Origin of the sequence: Micromonospora sp. NPDC018662, from assembly GCF_044391475.1 — a bacterium.
Taxonomy (GTDB): domain Bacteria; phylum Actinomycetota; class Actinomycetes; order Mycobacteriales; family Micromonosporaceae; genus Micromonospora.
The window spans coordinates 57,230-74,577 of the sequence record NZ_JBISAC010000017.1; the positions used below are offsets into that span (position 1 = coordinate 57,230).

The 17,348-nt window shown below is 73.4% G+C and carries 16 protein-coding genes; 8 read left to right on the plus strand and 8 right to left on the minus strand.

Annotated elements, in window-relative coordinates:
• Nucleotides 1–3: 3 nt before the first annotated feature.
• The 3 genes from ACH495_RS30450 (at nt 4) to ACH495_RS30460 (ending at nt 3,901) form a co-directional block, all read left to right on the plus strand.
• Complete coding sequence (locus tag ACH495_RS30450) at nt 4–981, plus strand: hypothetical protein (RefSeq protein WP_396861158.1); 978 nt, start codon at nt 4–6, stop codon at nt 979–981.
• Entirely contained in the window at nt 971–2,044 is a 1,074-nt protein-coding gene (locus ACH495_RS30455) for an alpha/beta hydrolase (RefSeq protein WP_396861159.1), read from the plus strand. Before ACH495_RS30450 ends, ACH495_RS30455 begins: the two co-directional genes overlap by 11 nt.
• A gap of 333 nt (nt 2,045–2,377) precedes the next feature.
• Entirely contained in the window at nt 2,378–3,901 is a 1,524-nt protein-coding gene (locus tag ACH495_RS30460; RefSeq protein ID WP_396861160.1) for a non-reducing end alpha-L-arabinofuranosidase family hydrolase, read from the plus strand.
• 64 nt (nt 3,902–3,965) lie between these two features.
• Here ACH495_RS30460 and ACH495_RS30465 read toward each other — a convergent pair whose 3' ends face one another.
• From ACH495_RS30465 to ACH495_RS30480, 4 genes are read right to left on the minus strand one after another with little or no spacing between them, the layout of a single operon-like run.
• A complete protein-coding gene (locus ACH495_RS30465; RefSeq protein WP_396861161.1) occupies nt 3,966–5,027 on the minus strand; it encodes an ABC transporter ATP-binding protein in 1,062 nt (353 codons plus the stop codon).
• Nucleotides 5,024–5,863: an ABC transporter permease gene (locus ACH495_RS30470; RefSeq protein ID WP_396861162.1), complete on the minus strand. Its 840-nt coding sequence runs from the start codon at nt 5,861–5,863 to the stop codon at nt 5,024–5,026. The genes ACH495_RS30465 and ACH495_RS30470 overlap by 4 nt, the downstream gene beginning before the upstream one ends.
• Complete coding sequence (gene modA, locus ACH495_RS30475) at nt 5,860–6,657, minus strand: molybdate ABC transporter substrate-binding protein (RefSeq protein WP_396861163.1); 798 nt, start codon at nt 6,655–6,657, stop codon at nt 5,860–5,862. Before modA ends, ACH495_RS30470 begins: the two co-directional genes overlap by 4 nt.
• Before the next feature lie 34 nt (nt 6,658–6,691).
• Nucleotides 6,692–7,111 (minus strand): molybdopterin-binding protein, encoded by a 420-nt coding sequence (locus ACH495_RS30480; protein WP_396861164.1) that lies wholly within the window; start codon nt 7,109–7,111, stop codon nt 6,692–6,694.
• A 146-nt stretch (nt 7,112–7,257) separates the two neighbouring features.
• On the opposite strand from ACH495_RS30480, the gene ACH495_RS30485 reads away from it, so the two are divergent.
• From ACH495_RS30485 to ACH495_RS30495, 3 genes are all read left to right on the plus strand, one after another.
• Entirely contained in the window at nt 7,258–8,262 is a 1,005-nt protein-coding gene (locus tag ACH495_RS30485) for an AraC family transcriptional regulator (protein WP_396861165.1), read from the plus strand.
• 126 nt (nt 8,263–8,388) lie between these two features.
• Nucleotides 8,389–9,531, plus strand: coding sequence for a glutathione-independent formaldehyde dehydrogenase (locus ACH495_RS30490; protein WP_396861166.1), 1,143 nt, complete (start codon nt 8,389–8,391; stop codon nt 9,529–9,531).
• A 48-nt stretch (nt 9,532–9,579) separates the two neighbouring features.
• Nucleotides 9,580–9,861 carry an SCO0607 family lipoprotein gene (locus ACH495_RS30495; protein WP_396861167.1) on the plus strand — a complete coding sequence of 94 codons (282 nt, stop codon included), beginning with the start codon at nt 9,580–9,582 and terminating at the stop codon, nt 9,859–9,861.
• Here the strand turns inward: ACH495_RS30495 and ACH495_RS30500 are convergent.
• Together ACH495_RS30500 and ACH495_RS30505 are read right to left on the minus strand one after the other, a co-directional pair.
• Entirely contained in the window at nt 9,848–10,396 is a 549-nt protein-coding gene (locus tag ACH495_RS30500; protein WP_396861168.1) for an alpha/beta hydrolase, read from the minus strand. The two genes, ACH495_RS30495 and ACH495_RS30500, sit on opposite strands and share 14 nt — an antisense overlap.
• Before the next feature lie 109 nt (nt 10,397–10,505).
• Nucleotides 10,506–13,091, minus strand: a complete 2,586-nt coding sequence (locus tag ACH495_RS30505) for a carbohydrate binding domain-containing protein (protein ID WP_396861169.1) — start codon at nt 13,089–13,091, stop codon at nt 10,506–10,508.
• 246 nt (nt 13,092–13,337) lie between these two features.
• Here ACH495_RS30505 and ACH495_RS30510 point away from each other — a divergent pair, with 246 nt between their 5' ends.
• Nucleotides 13,338–13,703 (plus strand): VOC family protein, encoded by a 366-nt coding sequence (locus tag ACH495_RS30510; protein ID WP_396861170.1) that lies wholly within the window; start codon nt 13,338–13,340, stop codon nt 13,701–13,703.
• Nucleotides 13,704–13,713: 10 nt separating this feature from the next.
• Here ACH495_RS30510 and argS read toward each other — a convergent pair whose 3' ends face one another.
• Together argS and ACH495_RS30520 are read right to left on the minus strand one after the other, a co-directional pair.
• On the minus strand, nt 13,714–15,432 hold the full coding sequence (argS, locus tag ACH495_RS30515; protein ID WP_396861171.1) for an arginine--tRNA ligase: 1,719 nt from the start codon (nt 15,430–15,432) through the stop codon (nt 13,714–13,716).
• A gap of 306 nt (nt 15,433–15,738) precedes the next feature.
• Nucleotides 15,739–16,191, minus strand: a complete 453-nt coding sequence (locus tag ACH495_RS30520; RefSeq protein ID WP_396861172.1) for a PRC-barrel domain-containing protein — start codon at nt 16,189–16,191, stop codon at nt 15,739–15,741.
• Between the two features lie 290 nt (nt 16,192–16,481).
• Between ACH495_RS30520 and ACH495_RS30525 the strand changes: the two genes are divergently transcribed.
• Nucleotides 16,482–16,727 carry an SCO4848 family membrane protein gene (locus ACH495_RS30525; protein ID WP_396861173.1) on the plus strand — a complete coding sequence of 82 codons (246 nt, stop codon included), beginning with the start codon at nt 16,482–16,484 and terminating at the stop codon, nt 16,725–16,727.
• The last annotated feature ends 621 nt before the right edge of the window (nt 16,728–17,348 follow it).

The window sequence follows — 17,348 nt, forward strand, 5'->3', positions numbered from 1 at the left end:
GGCGTGACCGATCTTCGGTTGGTCGTCGGTGCCGGTGTCCTGGCTGCCGCCGGGGTGGCCTGCGCCGTGCTGGTGTGGCGGCGCCGGCCCGGCGTGGCCGTACGGGCCGGCGTGGTGCTGCTGGCCGAGCTGCTGCTGGTGACCGCCGGGGCGCTGGCGGTGAACCGGGCCGAAGGCTTCTATCCCACCTGGGGCGCGCTGGTGCAGCGGAGTCCCGTCGCACTGCGCCTGCACGTCACCCCGGGTCGGCTGGACGCGACGATCAGACGGACGGCGCGTGGCGCGGACCGGCCGGTCGAGGAGCCGTGGCGGCCACCGTCGCTGGCGGTGTGGCCACAGGTCGAGACGACGGTGGTGGTGCCCGCCGGCTATCTTCGGCATCCCGCGTGGCGGTACCCCGCCGTGCTGATCCTGTCGTCGCCCGGGGACCGGTGGACGGACGCGCAGGTGCTCGCCGCCGTCGGGCAGCCCGCTCCGGCGGTGGTGGTCGTGGCGGTGCGGGCCGCCCCGGACGTGGACGCGGGGGCCCTGGCCGCACGGTTGCCCCAGGACCTGGAACGGGACCTGCGGGTCACCGGGCACCGCTGGGGGCTCGTCGCGTCGGCGAGCGTGCAGCGGTTGGCGTGGGAGGTCGTCCGACGCGATCCCGGGCGCTTCCCGGTGCTGGCGATCGCGGGCCGCTCCGGCCCGGCCGAGCCGGCGCGGGCGGTGACCGTTCTGCCGGCTCCGCTGCCCACAGGCGTGTCGGCGGTGCGGGTCGGTCCCCCCGGCGGGCCCACCGCCAAGGGCCGGGACGGTGTGGTCGACGTGCTGGTGGCGGGTCTGCGATGGGTGGGCGGACAACTGCCCGCCCCGCTCGCCGCGCCGGCGCCGGTGCTCGCGCCGTCGGGCGGCCCCCGCCCGGAACGACATCATCTGGACGGGCGTCGTCCACCGTCCCACCGTTCCACCGCCGGAATCGGACCCCGCCGTGGCGCCTGACAGTGCCGCCCTGCTGGGCCTGCTCGCCGTCCTGACCGTGCTCGCACCGGTCCTGACGGCGGTGGTCTGGGATCGCGGCGGCGGGTGGCGGCGGACGGCGAGGCGGGCGACTACCGCCGGGTTCTGCCTGCTGACGTTGGCGTCCACGGTCCTGACCGCGGCGAACCGGCAGGCCGAGATGTACCCGTCGTGGTCCGATCTGCTCGGCGCGACGGCCGGCACCTCGGCGGTGCCGGCCGATCCCCGGTCGGGGCAGGACCCCTCTCCCGGCCGCTTCACCACGATCGGCGTGGCCGGGACGGCCAGTGGCGTGTCCCTTCCGGTGCTCGCCTACCTACCCGCCGCCTATGACGCCGCCCCCGGCGCCCGGTTCCCGGTGATCGAGGCACTGGACGGCTTTCCCGGCTCGCCGGCCACCTGGGTCCGGGGGCTGGGCGTGGCGGGCTACCTCGACTCGGAGATCAGCGCCGGCCGGATGGCACCCACGGTGGTGCTCTTCCCGCCGCAGACGACCGACCCCGCGTTGGACACCGAGTGCACGAACCTGGCCGGCGGCCCTCGGATGGAGACGTACCTGACCGTGGACGTGCCGGCTGCGGCACGCGCGCGACTGCGCGTACGGGCCGACCGGGCGGGCTGGGGCCTGATCGGCTACTCGGCCGGCGGGTACTGCGCGACGAACCTGCTGCTGCGGCATCCCGACCGTTACCTCGCCGGCGCGAGCCTGTCCGGCTACGCCGATCCGGGCATCCGGGTCGGGGACGGGAGCGAGCACACCACGAACGACGACCGTTGGCGGCTGCGCCATCTGCCCCTGCCGGCGGTCGCCCTGTACCTGGCCTCCGCGCGTACGGACGTGCACGCCACCCGGGACACGGCGGCCCTGGCGGCGCTGGCGCACGCACCGATCAGCCTCACCACGGCCTTCCTGCCGGTGGGCGGCCACAACATGCAGACGTGGCGGGCATTGGAGCCGACCGCCTTCGATTGGCTGTCGAGTTGGCTGGCCGCGCCGTCGGCGACCGGCCCGGGCGGTGGTCGGGCCGGCCGGACGGCTTCCTGACGTCGCGACGTCGCGGCAGTCGTCGACCGAATGATGCGCAAACGTCGATGTTAGCGTCATCATTATCGGTGTCGCGCTCGTGGCAAGGGCTCGGAGGTGGCGCGGCACCTGCGCGGAAGGCGCCCTGGGGAACAGCCGTCATGTGCTTCGCGGAAGTTACGACTTGACGAACATCCTGTTATCGCCCACATTCGATGGTCAAGGACGAGGATGGGGCTGACCGGGACGGGTCTGCCTTGTCGGGATCTGGCGTGCGCGACGCGTGGGCGAGGTCTTGTTAGCGCTAACACCCGTGCGGGAAATCCGTCCGGGGTCTGGCCATCGAGGAGGATCATGTTCGCCTTTGGTAGGTCTCCGTCGAGCGCCCCGCCGAGTCGACGGCGGCGATGGTTGCCGCGCGTCGTCGCAGCCGGTGTGACGGCCGTGCTGGCCGGCGTCGGCGCGGCGGCCGTGGTGTCGTCACCCGCCGCCGCGGCGACGGTCGACACCAGCGCCTGGTACGTGCTGGTCAACCGCAACAGCGGCAAGGCCCTGGACGTCTACAACCTGGCCACTACCGACGGCGCGCGGATCGTCCAGTGGGCGCGCAACAACGGCAACCAGCAGCAGTGGCAGTTCGTGGACTCGGGCGGCGGCTACTACCGGCTGCGGTCCCGGCTGTCCGGCAAGGTGCTGGACGTCTACAACTTCTCCACCGCCAACTCCGCCAACATCGTGCAGTGGTCCGACGCCAACGGGACCAACCAGCAGTTCCGGCTCGCCGACTCCGACAGCGGCTACGTCCGGCTGATCAACCGGAACAGCAACAAGGTGGTGGAGGTGCAGGGCGCCTCGACCGCCGACGGCGGCAGCATCGTCCAGTACGACGACTGGAACGGCAGCAACCAGCAGTGGCAGCTCGTCCGCGTCGACGGCGGGGGCACTCCCACCACGCCGCCGCCGACCGGCACGTGCACCCTGCCGACGTCGTACCGGTGGTCCTCGACCGGCCCGCTGGCGCAGCCGAAGTCGGGCTGGGCGTCCCTGAAGGACTTCACCGTCGTGCCCTATCAGGGCAAGCACCTGGTGTACGCGACCACGCACGACTTCGGCTCGTCGTGGGGCTCGATGAACTTCAGCCCGTTCACCAACTGGTCCGACATGGCCTCGGCCAGCCAGAACGGCATGAACCAGGGCACCGTCGCGCCGACGCTGTTCTACTTCGCCCCGCGAAACATCTGGGTGCTCGCCTACCAGTGGGGCGGCACGGCGTTCTCCTACAAGACCTCGTCCGACCCGACCAACCCCAACGGCTGGTCGTCGGCGCAGCCACTGTTCACCGGCAGCATCTCCGGCTCCGGCACCGGCCCGATCGACCAGACCCTCATCGCCGACGACCAGAACATGTACCTGTTCTTCGCCGGCGACAACGGCAAGATCTACCGCGCCAGCATGCCGATCGGGAACTTCCCCGGCAACTTCGGCTCCACCTACACCACCATCATGAGCGACACCACGAACAACCTGTTCGAGGCCGTCCAGGTCTACAAGCTCCAGGGCCAGACCCGCTACCTCATGATCGTCGAGGCCATCGGCGCGCAGGGCCGCTACTTCCGCTCCTTCACCGCCACCAGCCTCAACGGCACGTGGACACCGAACGCGGCCACCGAGAGCAACCCCTTCGCCGGCAAGGCCAACAGCGGCGCCACCTGGACCAACGACATCAGCCACGGCGAACTGGTCCGCACCACCGCCGACCAGACCTTCACCGTCGACCCGTGCAACCTGCAACTGCTCTACCAGGGCCGAGCCACCAACTCCGGCGGCGACTACGGCCTCCTGCCGTACCGGCCCGGCCTGCTGACCCTGCAACGCTGACCGTCTTCCGGCGGCTCGTCACGGGCCGGTCCCCCCGCGCGGGGGGACCGGCCCTCGGCGTACGTCAGGCGGGGTAGGCGCGGGTCTCCGCGGCCTTCACGGCGGCCCACACGGAGCGGCCGGGCGCCAGGTCGAGGTGACTGGCGGCGGCCGGCGTGACGTCGGCGGCCACCGCGATCGGGCCGTCCAGCTGCACGCGGAGGTTGTCGCCGTGGCGTTGCAGCCCGGCGATGACGGCGGCCCAGGTGTTGCGCGGGCTGCCGTCCGGCCGCTTCGGGTGCAGGGCGACGGCCGAGGGTGGGAACGCGACGAACGCGTCGCCGTGCAGGGCGTCGGCGACGGTGAGGGTGAGCCGGTCGCCGACCCGCACGGTCCGGCCGTCGGCGGTGCCACGGTAGAGGTTGAGGCCGACGAGCCGGGCGACGTAGTCGGTGCGGGGCCGCGCGGTGATGTCGGCGGCGTCACCGTCCTGCACGACCCGGCCGTCCTCGACGATGACGAGCCGGTCGGCCAGGACGAGCGCGTCCAGCGGATCATGGGTGACCAGCAGTGTGGCGCCGGGATGGTCACCGAGGTGCCGGTGCAGCTCGGCGCGGGTGTCGAGCCGGGTACGGGCGTCGAGCGCGGCGAGTGGCTCGTCGAGCAGCAGCAGCACCGGGTCGACGGCCAGCGCGCGGGCGAGCGCGACCCGTTGGGCCTGCCCGCCGGAGAGCTGCCGGGGCTTGCTGCGCGCCCGGTCGCCCAGCCCGACCCGGTCGAGCCAGTCGGTGGCCCGACGACGCGCGGTACGCCGGTCGGCGCCGTGGCGGCGCGGCCCGAAGGCCACGTTGTCCAGCGCGCTCAGGTGCGGGAAGAGCAGGTAGTCCTGGAAGACCACGCCGATCGGGCGCTGCTCGGCGGGTGTCCAGAGACCCCGGTCGGGCCGGTCGACGGGCCTCCCGGCGAGGGCCAGGTGACCCGCGCTCAGCGGTTGCAGGCCGGCGAGGGCGCGCAGGGCGGTGGTCTTGCCGGCGCCGTTCGGGCCGAGCAGGGCGACCACCTCGCCGGCGTCGATGCGCAGCGGCAGGTCCAGGCGGAAGGCGCCCCGGTCGACGACCAGGTGCGCGTCCACGACGGGGATGCTCATGCGCTGGTGATCCACCTGTCCCGCAGGCCGGCGAGGATCGCCACCGACACGGTCAGCAGCACCAGGCTGAGCACGACCGCGCCGTCCAGGTCGCCGCCCTCGATGGTCTGGTAGACCGCCAGCGGCATGGTCTGGGTGACGCCCGGGTAGTTGCCGGCGAACGTGATCGTGGCGCCGAACTCGCCCAGCGCCCGCGCCCAGCACAGCACCGCTCCGGCAGCCACGCCAGGCGCCACGAGCGGCAGGGTGACGTGCGTGAACGTGGTCCAACGGCCGGCGCCGAGGGTGGCGGCCGCCTCCTCGTAGCGGACGTCCGCCCCGCGCAGCGCGCCCTCGACGGCGATCACCAGGAACGGCATCGCGACGAACGCCTCGGCGACCACCACGCCGGTGGTGGTGAACGGCAGCGTGAAACCGAACGTGGCGTCCAGCCATCCGCCGAGCAGGCCCCGGCGCCCGAACACCAGCAACAACGCCACGCCGCCGACCACCGGCGGCAGCACCAGCGGGACCGTGACCAGCGCGCGGACCAACCGGCGGCCGGGAAATCGGGTACGCGCCAGCAACCAGGCCAGCGGTACGCCGAGCAGCAGGCACACCAGCGTGGCCACGGTGGCGGTCTGCACCGAGAGTCGGAGCGCGGTCAGCGCGCCGGGCTCGGTGAGCCGTTGCGGCAGGCTGGCCCACGGCGCGCGGACCACCAGCCCGGCGAGCGGCAGCACCAGGAACAGCAGGCCGGCCAGGGCGGGCACGAGCAGGGCCGCCGGCACCCGGTGCGCCCGACGGCGGCGTGGTGGCCCGAGCGGGGCCGCTGGGGGTGCCTCGGTCGAGGTCACGGGGCCTGGAAGCCGGCGGCGGTCAGGACGGAGGTGCCCGGGTCGGAGCGGACGTACCCGACGAAGGCCCGCGCGGCGGCCCGGTTGGCCGCGTTCCTCAGCACCACGATGGGGTAGTCGTTGATCGCGGCGGCGGATTCGGGGAACTCCACGCCGTCGACGTCGGCGGGCGCCGCCCTGGTGTCGGTGCGGTAGACGAGTGCCGCGTCGACCTCACCGAGCTTCACCTTCGACAGGGCCCCCTTGACGTCCTGCTCCAGCGTGACCGGGGTGAGCGTCACCCGCGCGGCGGCCAGGGCCCTGCTCGCCGCCGCGCCGCAGGGCACCTGCTCGGCGCAGCGGGCGACCTTGAGCCCGGGCCTGGCGAGGTCGGCCAGCGCGTCGATGCGCTTCGGGTTGCCCTTGGGCACCGCGATGACCAGTTGGTTGCGCGCGAACGTGGCCGGCGACCCGTCAGCGTTGCCGGCGTCGGTGACCGACTGCATGTTCTTCGGCGCGGCGGAGGCGAAGACGTCCGCCGGTGCGCCCTGGTTGATCTGGGTGGCCAGCGCGGAGCTGCCGGCGAAGTTGAACCGCACCGTCACGCCCGGGTGGGCCGCCTCGAAGTCCCTGCCGATCCGGGTGAACGACTCGGTCAGCGACGCCGCCGCGAACACCGTCACCGTCCCGGTCACGCCGGAAGCGGAGGTCGAGCCGCCCGGCGAGGAGCCGGTGCCGGCACCGCAGCCGGCCAGTCCCGCCATCGCCAGCGCCGTCACCCCGGCCAGCGCGGCGCGGACCACACGTGCACCCATCAGCCTCTCCTCCCCGTGCCTCGCTCGGTTGCGCTCACGCGCCCGGCCGCGGTCGGTGCGCCGGGGTGGACCGCTCCACCACCACCGTTGTCGACTTGATCACCGCGACCGCTACCGACCCGACCCGCAGGTCCAGTTCGTCGACCGCCTCGCGGCTCATCAGGGAGACGATCCGGAACGGCCCGGCCTGGATGTCCACCTGAGCCATCACCGTGTCCCTGGTCACCGCGGTGACGATCCCGCGGAGCCGGTTGCGCGCCGACGACTCCTCCGACCGGCCATCCGGCTCGGCCGCCTGCGCGCGGACGAACCCGGCCAGCTCGACGCCGTCGATCACCCGGTGACCCTGCTCGTCCCGGGCGGCGGGCAACCGGCCGGCGTCCACCCAGCGCCGCACAGTGTCCGTGCTGACGCCGAGCAGCGCCGCCGCCTCCCCGATCCGGAACATCGCCACGCCGAGCATCCTAGTCGTACGCGTCTGCGGCAAGGAACCGTCGCTTTGTCATGCGGGTGCGATGGCTGACCGGCAGAAGAGGCCGCACCTGCGGCAGTGGAGGCGGGCCCTCGCCGCGCCGGGAGGAGAGCCGATTCGTTGGAGTGGTGACGGCCCCCTCTGCCCGCGAGGACTCGATGACCCAGGACGTCGGCGCGCCCCGCCGATTCACGTTCGCCACCCGCGAGGTGGCCGAGGCGCACGAGGTGCTGCGCAAGATCTACGTCGGGCACGAGTTTCGCCTGCACCGGGTGAACCGCCGGTTCCTGTACCGGCAGGAGTCGGCCGGTGCGGGGCCGATCATGGTGGGCCGGGTGCGCTACGGCATGGACGTCGACACCCATCTGGAGCCGATGGACCACCTGATGTTCCTGGTCCTGAGGACAGGCCGGCTGGAGACCCGGGACGGTCGGGACGTGACGCGCACCCTGCCCGGCGAGACGCGCCTGCTCCGGGTCGGCCGTCCGCTGTCCAACATCAATCTGGACTTCGACCTCTACAGCCTCAATCTGGACCTCGGCATGGTGACCGAGGTGGCCGCCGCGCGGACGGGCATCGACCCGGTCCGCTTCCGGTTCGAGGCGATGACGCCGGTCTCGGCCTCGATGAACCGGTTCTGGCGCAGCACGATGGCCTACCTGCACCAACTCTTCACCGGCCCGTCGGAACCGTGGGCCAGCCCGCTGGCGGTCCGGGCCGCCGCCGACCTGGCCGCCTCGGCGGCGCTCGCCACGTTCCCGAACTCCGCGACGGCGATGACCTACCGGTCGGCGGGTGCCCGGCTCCCAGTCGCCTCGGTACGTCGCGCCATGTCGTACATCGACACACACGCCGATGAGCCGATCACCGGCACCCAGATCGCGGCGGCCGCCCGGGTCACGCCCCGGGCCCTCCAGGCGGCGTTTCGCCGGCACGTGGACAGCACCCCGATGGCGTACCTGCGGTCGGCCCGCCTGGACCGCGCGCACCAGGACCTGCTGGTGGCCGATCCGGTCAAGGGGGACACCGTGTCCGCGATCGCGGGTCGTTGGGGATACCTGCACGCGGGCCGGTTCGCGGCCGACTACCGGGCGAGGTACGGCCGGCCGCCCGGCGACACGCTGCGTGCGTGACCCGACGGCGGTCAGCACGTTTCCGTTTCCGCCGGTTTCGGGCGGGCCTGGGGGGAAAGGTGAGAGGGACAAGCCACGCCGTCAGACCCTCGGCTGGCCTGCTTCCGAAAGATCTGGAGACCCACCGTGAAAGCTCTCGTGTACCGCGGTCCCCGTGACGTCGCCGTCGAGGACCGGCCCGACCCCACCATCCAGGCCCCCACCGATGCGATCATCCGTCTCACCACCACCAACATCTGCGGCTCCGACCTGCACATGTACGAGGGACGCACCTCGGTCGAGGCGGGCAAGATCCTCGGCCACGAGAACATGGGCGTGGTGGAGGCGGTCGGCGACGCGCTCACCCGGATCAAGGTCGGTGACCGGGTGTCCGTGCCGTTCAACATCGCCTGCGGCACGTGCCGCAACTGCCTGCGCGGCTGGACCAGCTTCTGCCTGCGGACCAACCCGACCGAGGGGATGGACGGCGCGGCCTACGGCTACGCCAACATGGGCCCGTACGACGGCGGGCAGGCCCAGTTCCTGCGCGTGCCGTACGCGGACGTCAACCTGCTGCGCCTGCCGCCGGGCACCGAGCACGAGAACGACTTCACCATGCTGTCGGACATCTTCCCGACCGGCTGGCACGGCACCGAACTCGCCGGGCAGGCCCCCGGTGACACGGTCGCCGTGTTCGGCGCCGGCCCGGTCGGGCTGATGGCCGCGCACAGCGCGCTGATCAAGGGCGCGGACCGGGTGTTCGTGGTCGACAAGGAGGCCGACCGCCTGGCCATGGCCGAGAAGATCGGTGCCATTCCGGTCAACTTCGGCGAGGGCGACCCGGTGCAGCAGATCATGGACGCCACCGACGGGGTGGGCGCCGACTGCGGCGTGGAGGCGGTCGGCTACCAGGCCCACGACCCGTCCGGCGAGGAGCACCCGGAGCTGGTGCTGGACAACCTGGTCGACGTGGTCCGCTCCACCGGTGGCATCGGCGTGGTCGGCGTCTACGTGCCGCAGGACCCCAACGGTCCGGACAAGCGGGCGCGGGAGGGCCGGATCGGCTGGCAGTACGGCACGTTCTTCACCAAGGGCCAGCGGATGGGCACCGGCCAGGCCCCGGTGATGCGCTACAACCGGCAGCTCCGCGACCTGATCATCGCCGGCCGCGCCCGGCCGTCGTTCCTGGTCTCGCACGAACTGCCGCTGGCCGAGGCGCCCGAGGCGTACGAGCGCTTCGACCGGCGCGAGCAGGGCTGGACGAAGGTGCTGCTGCATCCCAACGACTGAGTACGCGTGCGGATGGCAGGCGCGGCCGGGGCGACCAGAATTCTTCCCATGCGTACGCGAATCGTGATCGCCCTGGCCGCGGTCGGCCTGAGCGGGCTGATGCTCACCACCGGCTGCTCCTTCGAGGAGGCCATCTGCGGCGACGGCGAATATCCGGCCATCGCGGTCGGCGGGCAGGGCGGCAGCGCCTGTTTCCCGGACGGGAAGGAGCCGACCGCGCCGTACGTGCGCTACCCGGAGGGCAAGGTCCCGCAGCACGTCGACGACGAGTGGGACGTCTACTGGCGCACCCACGGCATCGACGAGAACGGCACGATCATCGACCGCTGACCGTGGCCGCCCCGCCGGTGGTCCGGGCGAACTCCTCCACGGCGGTGCAGAGCCGCCCGAGCGCCTCGGCGGAGCCGGCCAGCGGGCCGGGCACCATCAGCGAGTGGTCGGCGTCCGCCACCTCCACCACGTGCGGGCTGAGCCGGCGGGCCACCTCGCCGTCCCAGCTCGGGTCGGCGGTGCCGCCGGCCAGCAGGAACGGCGACGTGGTGCGGCTCAGCGGATCGCGCACGTGCGGGTCGTGCAGCAGCGGGGTCAACCAGACCGCCGGGATGCCCCGCTCGGCGGCGAGCGGCGTGGCGAAGCTGCCCAGCGACTTGCCGACCAGCAGGTCGACGCCGTCGTCGAGGACCGGCGCCAGTTGCGCGGCCACCCAGTCGGGCGCCGCGTCCAGGCGTAGCTCGTCCAGCCGCTGCCAGGTCACCTCGTGCACGTCGAAGCCGAGCCGGCGCAACGCCTCCCCGAGATAGACGAAGAGCGGACCCCGGGTGTCGTAGCCACGCCCCGGGGCGAGCACCGCACGCCGATCCGCCATGGTCGCCTCCCCTCGTCGGCCGGTAGCCACGCTAGCCGGTGTGCGGGCGCCGGGTGGTCCCGTGCCGGCGCCGGGCCGGGCGGCACTGCCCCGGCCCGGCGCCCACGGGTCACGACGCGTACGCGCCGAGCGAGTCGAGCCGCAGGCTGCTCGGGCCGGTCGCGCCGCCCGGGTAGAGCGACACCTGTGTGACGGCGCCCAGGTCGAGCGGGCCCGGGGTGGCCCACGGCGGCGGGGCGAAGTCGGCGAACGGCACCTCCACCACCCGCGCCCCGGTGCCGGCGAAGGTCAGCGTCTTCTCCCAGTAGAAGCCGGACGCGACGAACTGGACGGTCAACTGCTGCCCGTCCGCGCCCGGCTCGACCCACATCCGCAGCCCGGTGGTGCCGCGCCAGTCCTGCGCCGCCGGCAGGGTGCGGATGACACCGGCGTACCCGCTGGCGCCGGGCGTCCAGCTCAGCCGCATGCTGTGCCCGCTGCCCTCGCCGGGCGGGGCCAACGTCGTCGTGATCGGGTCGCCGCCGGTGTTGCGGGGGTAGGCGGCGGCCAGTTCCGCGTCCGACGGGTACGTGTCGAAGTCGTCGACCACCACGCCGGGCAGGTCGGCGCGGGTGGTGAAGGCGGCGTCCGTGACCGTCGAGCCGTACCCGTTCGTGGCGGTGACCCGCACGTGCAGCGTGGCCCCGGCGGGCCAGGCCGTGGTCGGCGTGAAACCGGGCGTCCGCAGGCCCGACACCGCCACCAGCGGCGCGCTGAGGTCGGCGTGCTCGGACACGGTCAGCGAGTAGTACGCGGCACCCGACGCGGCGGACCAGTCCAGCGCCGCCAGCCGGCTCACCCCGGTCGCGCCCGGGGCCGGGGCGGTCAGCGCGAACGCGCCCGGCGCGGTGTCCGTCACCGAGTCCGACCGGGCGGACAGCGCGACCGAGGCGACGGCGAAGCGGGCGTCCGGCCGCCACACCACCCGCATGCCGCGCACGTCGCGCAGTCCGGTGACGGTGAGCGTGTACCGGCCGGGGCCGGTCCGGTCGATCCGGGGACGCGTCGGACGCCAGCCGGTCGTACCGTCGGCGGACACCTCCAGCACGACGCGGGGGCGACCGGTCGAGGCGACCGTGACGGTGGCGGCGGTGAGGCCGTCTCGCCGGTAGCGCAACTCCCCCGACCGGCCGCGCGCGGGTGCGACGAGCACCCCGCCGGTGGTCGGCGTGCGGCGCAGCGAGTCGCTGTGGCCGGCGCTGACGAACCAGTCCTCCAGCGGGTCGAACACCTGGTCGCTGCCCGGGTCGGTGGCCACCGGCGGGGACACGGCCACGGTGGCCCCGGTCGCGTCGACCGCCACCACCCGGTAGGTGACCCGGCCGGCGGGCGTGGTCAGGTCGAACCAGGGCGCGTCGTCGGCGCGCAGCGGCCGGGTGCCGCTCACCGTGGCCCAGGCCCCGCCCGGCCCGCGCCGCTGCACCAGGTAACCGGCGGCGCCCGCGGTGCCCCGCCAGCGCAACGTGGTGATGCCGTAGTCGGCGTCGATCGCCGTCAGCAGCGGCCGGTCCCCGGTCACCGCCGGCGCCGGGCGGCCGGCCATCGTCCCGGCGAAGCGGGTCAGCGCGGCGACCGCCTCCCGCATCGCCGGGGTGTCGCCCGGGTAGTGCACGGTGAAGCCGTCGCCGTGCGGCACGAAGCCGGAGTGGTCGTGATGGCCGAACAGCGACCAGAACAGCGCGCCGCTCACGTCCGGGTTCGCCGCCACCTGGTCCAGCAGCTCGTCGGTGGCCTGGCCGGAGCCGAACTCACCGGCGAGGTAGACCTTGCCGGCGGCGGTGGCCGCGGCGGCGTCGGCGGCGATGCCGGCGGCGGTGGGCGGGTAGTAGTGCGAGTCGCTGATGTCGACGTACGGCGAGCCGAGCACTGCGGGGTCGGTGCCGTGCTGGCTGCCGGCCGCGACGAGTTGCCGCGGGGCGAGCGTCTTGACGTGCCCGGCCAGGTCGTCGACCCAGTCGGCGGTCATCCCGTTCAGCTCGTTGCCCAGCTCCCACGCCATGATCGTCGGATCGTCGGGGTACGCCTTGCCGGTGTAGCGGTTCACGTGGCTGAGCAGCGTGCGGACGTACTGCTTGAACGCGGCGCGCGCGGCCGGGTCGGTGTAGAACAGCGCGCCGTCGTTCTCGGTGCTCAGGCCGAGCCAGCGCAGGAAGTCGTACCGGCCGCCGTGGTAGTACTGCCAGTTGTCGGTGAGCGGGACGACCAGTCGCAGCCCGAGCCGGCCGGCCTCGGCGATCGCGTAGTCGATGCGGTCGAACGCCGCCGGGTTGAACTCGCCGAGGCTCGGTTCGAGCGAGTGCGGGTCGCCGGTGGACACGCCCAGCGTGTGGGCGCGGACCACGGTGGCGCCCATCCGCTTGGCGGTGGTCAGCCCGTCCCGGATCCGGAAGTAGGTGGGGTGGTCGACGGCCGGCGGGTCGGCCGGGTCGGTGCCGCCGACGTTCTCGTCCAGCCCCAGCCAGTACATGTTGGGCCCGGCGAACCGGAACGGCCGCCCGGCCAGGCTCAGCCGGCTGCCGTCGCGGACCACGAACGCTGGCTCGGTGCGGCGCGACGGTGGATCGGGTGCGGCGACCGCCGGTGGGGCGGCGAGCGCGGCGGTCGCCAGCGTGGCGACCAGCGCCACGGCGGCGGACCAGCGGATGCGCAGTGTCATGGGAACCTCCGCAGCTGTGCCGCCGAGCCGGCGGCGACCTGGTGACGACGGCGTCCGTCTATGCCCGGCCGTCGCCATCGCTCACTGAACCGGTTAAGGTTCTGGACGTCAAGCGGCTGAAACCTCGCGTTATTCGAACGTTATCGATAGCGTCGCAGTGCGGTAGCGGCGCTGTATCCGGCCACGGTTCGCCGCTGAAACGGTTAACTCCCCTGCCCGGAAGCGCCGGCCCGCTAGGGTCCGACCATGAGCGTGCATCCCCGCATCGTCACCGACGACTTCCCGGCCACCCTGGCCTTCTACTCCGCGCTGCTCGGCGAGCCGGAGAAGATGGTCGGCGAGTTCGAGTACGCCGGATTCGACGCCGGTGGCGAGACCGTGCTCGCGCTGCTGGGCCGGCGGGCCGCCGAGGCGGTGCTGCCGGTCGGGCGGGGCGACGGCGGCGTGCTGGTCGTGGTGCCGGTGCCGGACGTGGACGCCACCGTGACCGCGCTGCCCGCCGGGACGGTCGTGGCCGGACCGGCCGACCGTCCCGGCTGGGGCGTCCGCTCCGCCTACCTGCGCGACCCCGAGGGCAACCTGGTCGAGGTGCAGTCCTGGCTGCCCCGCTGACCCGGCCGGCTCACAGCCGCTCCGGCGTGCGGATGCCGAGCAGGAACAGCCCCTGCCCCAGCACCCGCGCGGTGAGGTCGCACAGCGCCAGCCGGCTCTCCCGGACCGGCCCGTCGGCCCGTAGCACCGGGCACCGCTCGTAGAACGCGCTGAACGCCACCGCGACCCGGTGCAGGTGACCTGCCAGGTGGTGGAACTCCAGGCTGCCGGCCACCGCGTCGACCACCACCGGAAAGCCGACCAGCTCGAACGCGAGCGCCCGCTCCGCCGGCTCGACCGGCGAGACCGCCGCGTCGGGCCGCGCCGCCGCGCCGGCCCGCCGGAAGATCGACCGGATCCGGGAGTACGCGTACTGCAGGTAGGGCGCGGTGTTGCCGTCCAGCGACAGCATCCGCTCCCAGTCCAGCACGTAGTCCTTGCGCCGGTCGCCGGCGAGATCGGCGTACTTGATCGCGCCGATGCCGACCGCGCGCCCCACCTCGGCCGCCTCCGCGTCCCCCAGGCCCGGGTTGCGTTCCCGGGCCAGCGCGGTGGCGCGCTCCACCGCCTCGCCCAGCAGGTCGACCAGCTTCACCGAGCCACCGGCCCGGCTGCGCAGCATCCGCCCGTCCGGCCCGAGGATCGACCCGAACCCGACGTGCTCGGCCCGGGCCGGCGGGGCCAGCCAGCCGGCCTGCGCGGCAGCCGCGAAGACCATCTCGAAGTGCCGCCGCTGCGGCAGCCCGACCACGTAGAGCAGCCGGGTCGCGCCCAGCGTCCCGGTCCGGTGCCGCAGCGCGGCCAGGTCGGTCGCCGGATACCCGTACCCGCCGTCGGACTTGCGCACGATCAGCGGCAACGGCTCGCCGTCCCGCCCCACCGAGCCGGCCGGGAACACGCAGTCCGCGCCGTCGCTGCGCCGCAGCAGCCCGAGCCGGTCCAGCTCGGCGAGCGTCGACGCGAGCAGGTCGTGATAGCTGCTCTCGCCCTGGAAGTCGGCCCGGGACAGCGTCACGTCGAGCAGGTCGTACACGGTCAGGAAGTAGCTCTCGGACTGCGTCACCAGCAGCCGCCACAGCCGCCGCGTCGCCGGGTCCCCACCCTGCAACGCCACCACCCGCAGCCGGGACCGGTCCCGGAACGCCGCGTCGCCGTCGAACTTCTCGCGGGCGGCCTTGTAGAACGCGTCCAGGTCACCCATCGACAGCTCCTGAGCCGCCCCGGCCTCGCCCAGGTCGACCAGGTGTTCGATCAACATGCCGAACGGCGTGCCCCAGTCGCCCAGGTGATTGGCCCGCAGCACCCGGTGCCCCCGCCACTCCAGCAGCCGGGCCGCCGCGTCCCCGATCACTGTCGACCGCAGGTGGCCCACGTGCATCTCCTTGGCCACGTTCGGCCCCGAGTAGTCGACCACCACGGTCTCCGGGTCGGCGACCACCGGCACCCCGAGCCGCGGATCGGCGACCAGCGCGGTGACCAGCCCACCGAGCGCCCGGTCGGCCACGGTCAGGTTGAGGAAGCCCGGCCCGGAGACCTCGACCGCCGAGCAGAGGTCGGCCAGCTCCGCGCGGGCCCGTACCTCCTCGGCGATCGCCCGCGGCGGCCGGCCGAGCCGCCGGGCCAGCGCGAGCGCCGCGTCGGACTGGAAGTCCGCGTGCTGCGAGCGCCGCACGACCGGGTCCACCGGCCCGCCGGCCACCGCCGCGAACGCCGGCGCCAGCCGGTCGGTCAACAACTTCTCAAGATCCATGGGTACGCCGATCTCGCTCGATCCGCCGCGCGGATCACCGGGTGGGAAGGCGGCGGAGCGAGGACGATCGACGACGACCGGCGGCTCGATCCGCCGGTCGCAGGAGAGGAAGGCTCAGCGCAGGCGGTCGCGGGACCGCCGGCGTCGCAGCGCGCCGAGCCGGACGTCGGGGGACGCCGTCGGGTACGCCTGCGAGCTGCTCATGCCCGCAGCGTAACCGGGGGGCCCGGAGTCGACGCAACCGCTTACCGGACCGGGAGCCACCCCACGGGGTGTCCGGCGGTTTTCCTAGGCGCCGGGTTGGGCTCAGCCCTGCCGGTAGCTCTCCGAGTAGTAGGTGCCGACCCGCTCCCGGTAGTCGGCGCGCGCGAAGTCGTCCGGGTCGAACGCCGGCGACGCCTTCACCTGCTCCCGGGTGCGGTCCACGTGCACGACCCGGTCCAGGTGGTCGACCCGGGCCACCGTGCCGGCCGGCAGCAGCACCTTCTTCCCGAAGATCCATGGGCCGGTGTCCACCACCAGGTAGCGGGCGTCGGCCTCCTCGTTCGCCTCGTCGATCGCGCCGATGCGCCCGTCGGTCGCCTCCACCCGGTAGCCGGTGAGGTCGAGCGGGGTGCCCGGACCGGGCGCGTCGAGGCGGTCGTCCGACCCCTCGGACCCCTCGGAGCGCTGCCGCGGCACGTCGTCCGGGCGGGTCTGGTCGTAGCCACCGGCGAGCGCGGACGGATCGCGCCAGGCCCACGGATTGAACGGCTGCATGCCGGCACCTCCGTAACGTCGTCTCGGCACCGTTCCCAGTGCCCTGGTGGCAACGGCGGAAACGTCACCGGGCCCGGACGGCGGCGTCCGGGACCCGACGGCGGCGTCCGGGACCCGACGGCGGCGTCCGCCGCCCGACGGGGCCGCCCCGTCGCCCGTCGCCCGCCGGTCGAGGGCCGCCACGGCCCGTCGCCCGTCGCCCGTCGCCCGCCGGTCGAGGGCCGCCACGGTGTCTGCCGCCCGTCACGGTGCCGAACCGGGTGGTCCCGCCGCTGGCATACTGGCCGACCATGGTCCTTTCGCGTGGCTGGTCGTTGTTCCTGGTCGGGGTCGGGGTGTGGACCTGGGTGATCTGGCCGAGGTTCGCGGTCGCGATCTGGAACGACCCCCGGGCCTGGTCGGCCGGCACCGTCGGGGAGGGCGATCCGACCGGCTTCCTCTGGGTGCACGCCCTGCTCATCGCCGCGTCCCTTGCGATCGGCACGACGGCCGGCGTCCTGGGCGTGCGCGGGTGGTTGGCGGCTCGCCGCCCGTGACGGCCGACCGGCTCGTCGCCCGCTGGGTGGCCCTGAACCGCGCTGAGCTGGGCAGATAGCGTGGCGGCAATGATGTGACGCGGGACGCCACCTGCGGATTTGACGATCAAACCCGCAGACGCGTAACTTTCTCTCTGCCAGCGCGGAACGGGGCAAACGGGATGAAAGCCCGGGGGCGCCGATCCGAGCAGGCACCGGGTCCGAACGGGGTCTCACCACCCCACGAGGACACGGTCCGGGCGAGGCCCGCCGACACGCCGCAGGGCGGATTTGGCGGAGCGGAACCGACCGGGTAAGGTTGTCGACCGGCAGGGAACCGGGCGAGCTTGCGGGAAACCGCAGCGGCCGGCCTGCCAAATCCGATGATCAAGCGCAGCGGTTCGCCGCTGCGCGGGCTCAGCGGCGCCAACCCGTACGAAGCATGACAGACCGGGACACACGGTTTGACACGGCGGAGACGGTGAGGTAACGTAGTAAAAGTGCCCGGCGCGAGAGCGGCGGGGATGTGAACGAAATGCCCCGGATCGGGGCCCTCCTGGTGGGGGTTCTGGGCGGTGTGTGGTTGTTCTTTGAGAACTCAACAGGGTGCTTGATAAGCCAGTGCCAATTGTTTTATACCCC

What these genes read in the sequence shown, in the direction of transcription:
- ACH495_RS30465 (WP_396861161.1), bottom strand. Translation starts at nt 5,027, where the DNA reads ATGAGCATCCCCGTCGTGGACGCGCACCTGGTCGTCGACCGGGGCGCC.
- ACH495_RS30495 (WP_396861167.1), top strand. Translation starts at nt 9,580, where the DNA reads ATGCGTACGCGAATCGTGATCGCCCTGGCCGCGGTCGGCCTGAGCGGG.
- argS (WP_396861171.1), bottom strand. Translation starts at nt 15,432, where the DNA reads ATGGATCTTGAGAAGTTGTTGACCGACCGGCTGGCGCCGGCGTTCGCG.
- ACH495_RS30505 (WP_396861169.1), bottom strand. Translation starts at nt 13,091, where the DNA reads ATGACACTGCGCATCCGCTGGTCCGCCGCCGTGGCGCTGGTCGCCACG.
- ACH495_RS30510 (WP_396861170.1), top strand. Translation starts at nt 13,338, where the DNA reads ATGAGCGTGCATCCCCGCATCGTCACCGACGACTTCCCGGCCACCCTG.
- ACH495_RS30500 (WP_396861168.1), bottom strand. Translation starts at nt 10,396, where the DNA reads ATGGCGGATCGGCGTGCGGTGCTCGCCCCGGGGCGTGGCTACGACACC.
- ACH495_RS30525 (WP_396861173.1), top strand. Translation starts at nt 16,482, where the DNA reads ATGGTCCTTTCGCGTGGCTGGTCGTTGTTCCTGGTCGGGGTCGGGGTG.
- ACH495_RS30520 (WP_396861172.1), bottom strand. Translation starts at nt 16,191, where the DNA reads ATGCAGCCGTTCAATCCGTGGGCCTGGCGCGATCCGTCCGCGCTCGCC.
- modA (WP_396861163.1), bottom strand. Translation starts at nt 6,657, where the DNA reads ATGGGTGCACGTGTGGTCCGCGCCGCGCTGGCCGGGGTGACGGCGCTG.
- ACH495_RS30460 (WP_396861160.1), top strand. Translation starts at nt 2,378, where the DNA reads ATGTTCGCCTTTGGTAGGTCTCCGTCGAGCGCCCCGCCGAGTCGACGG.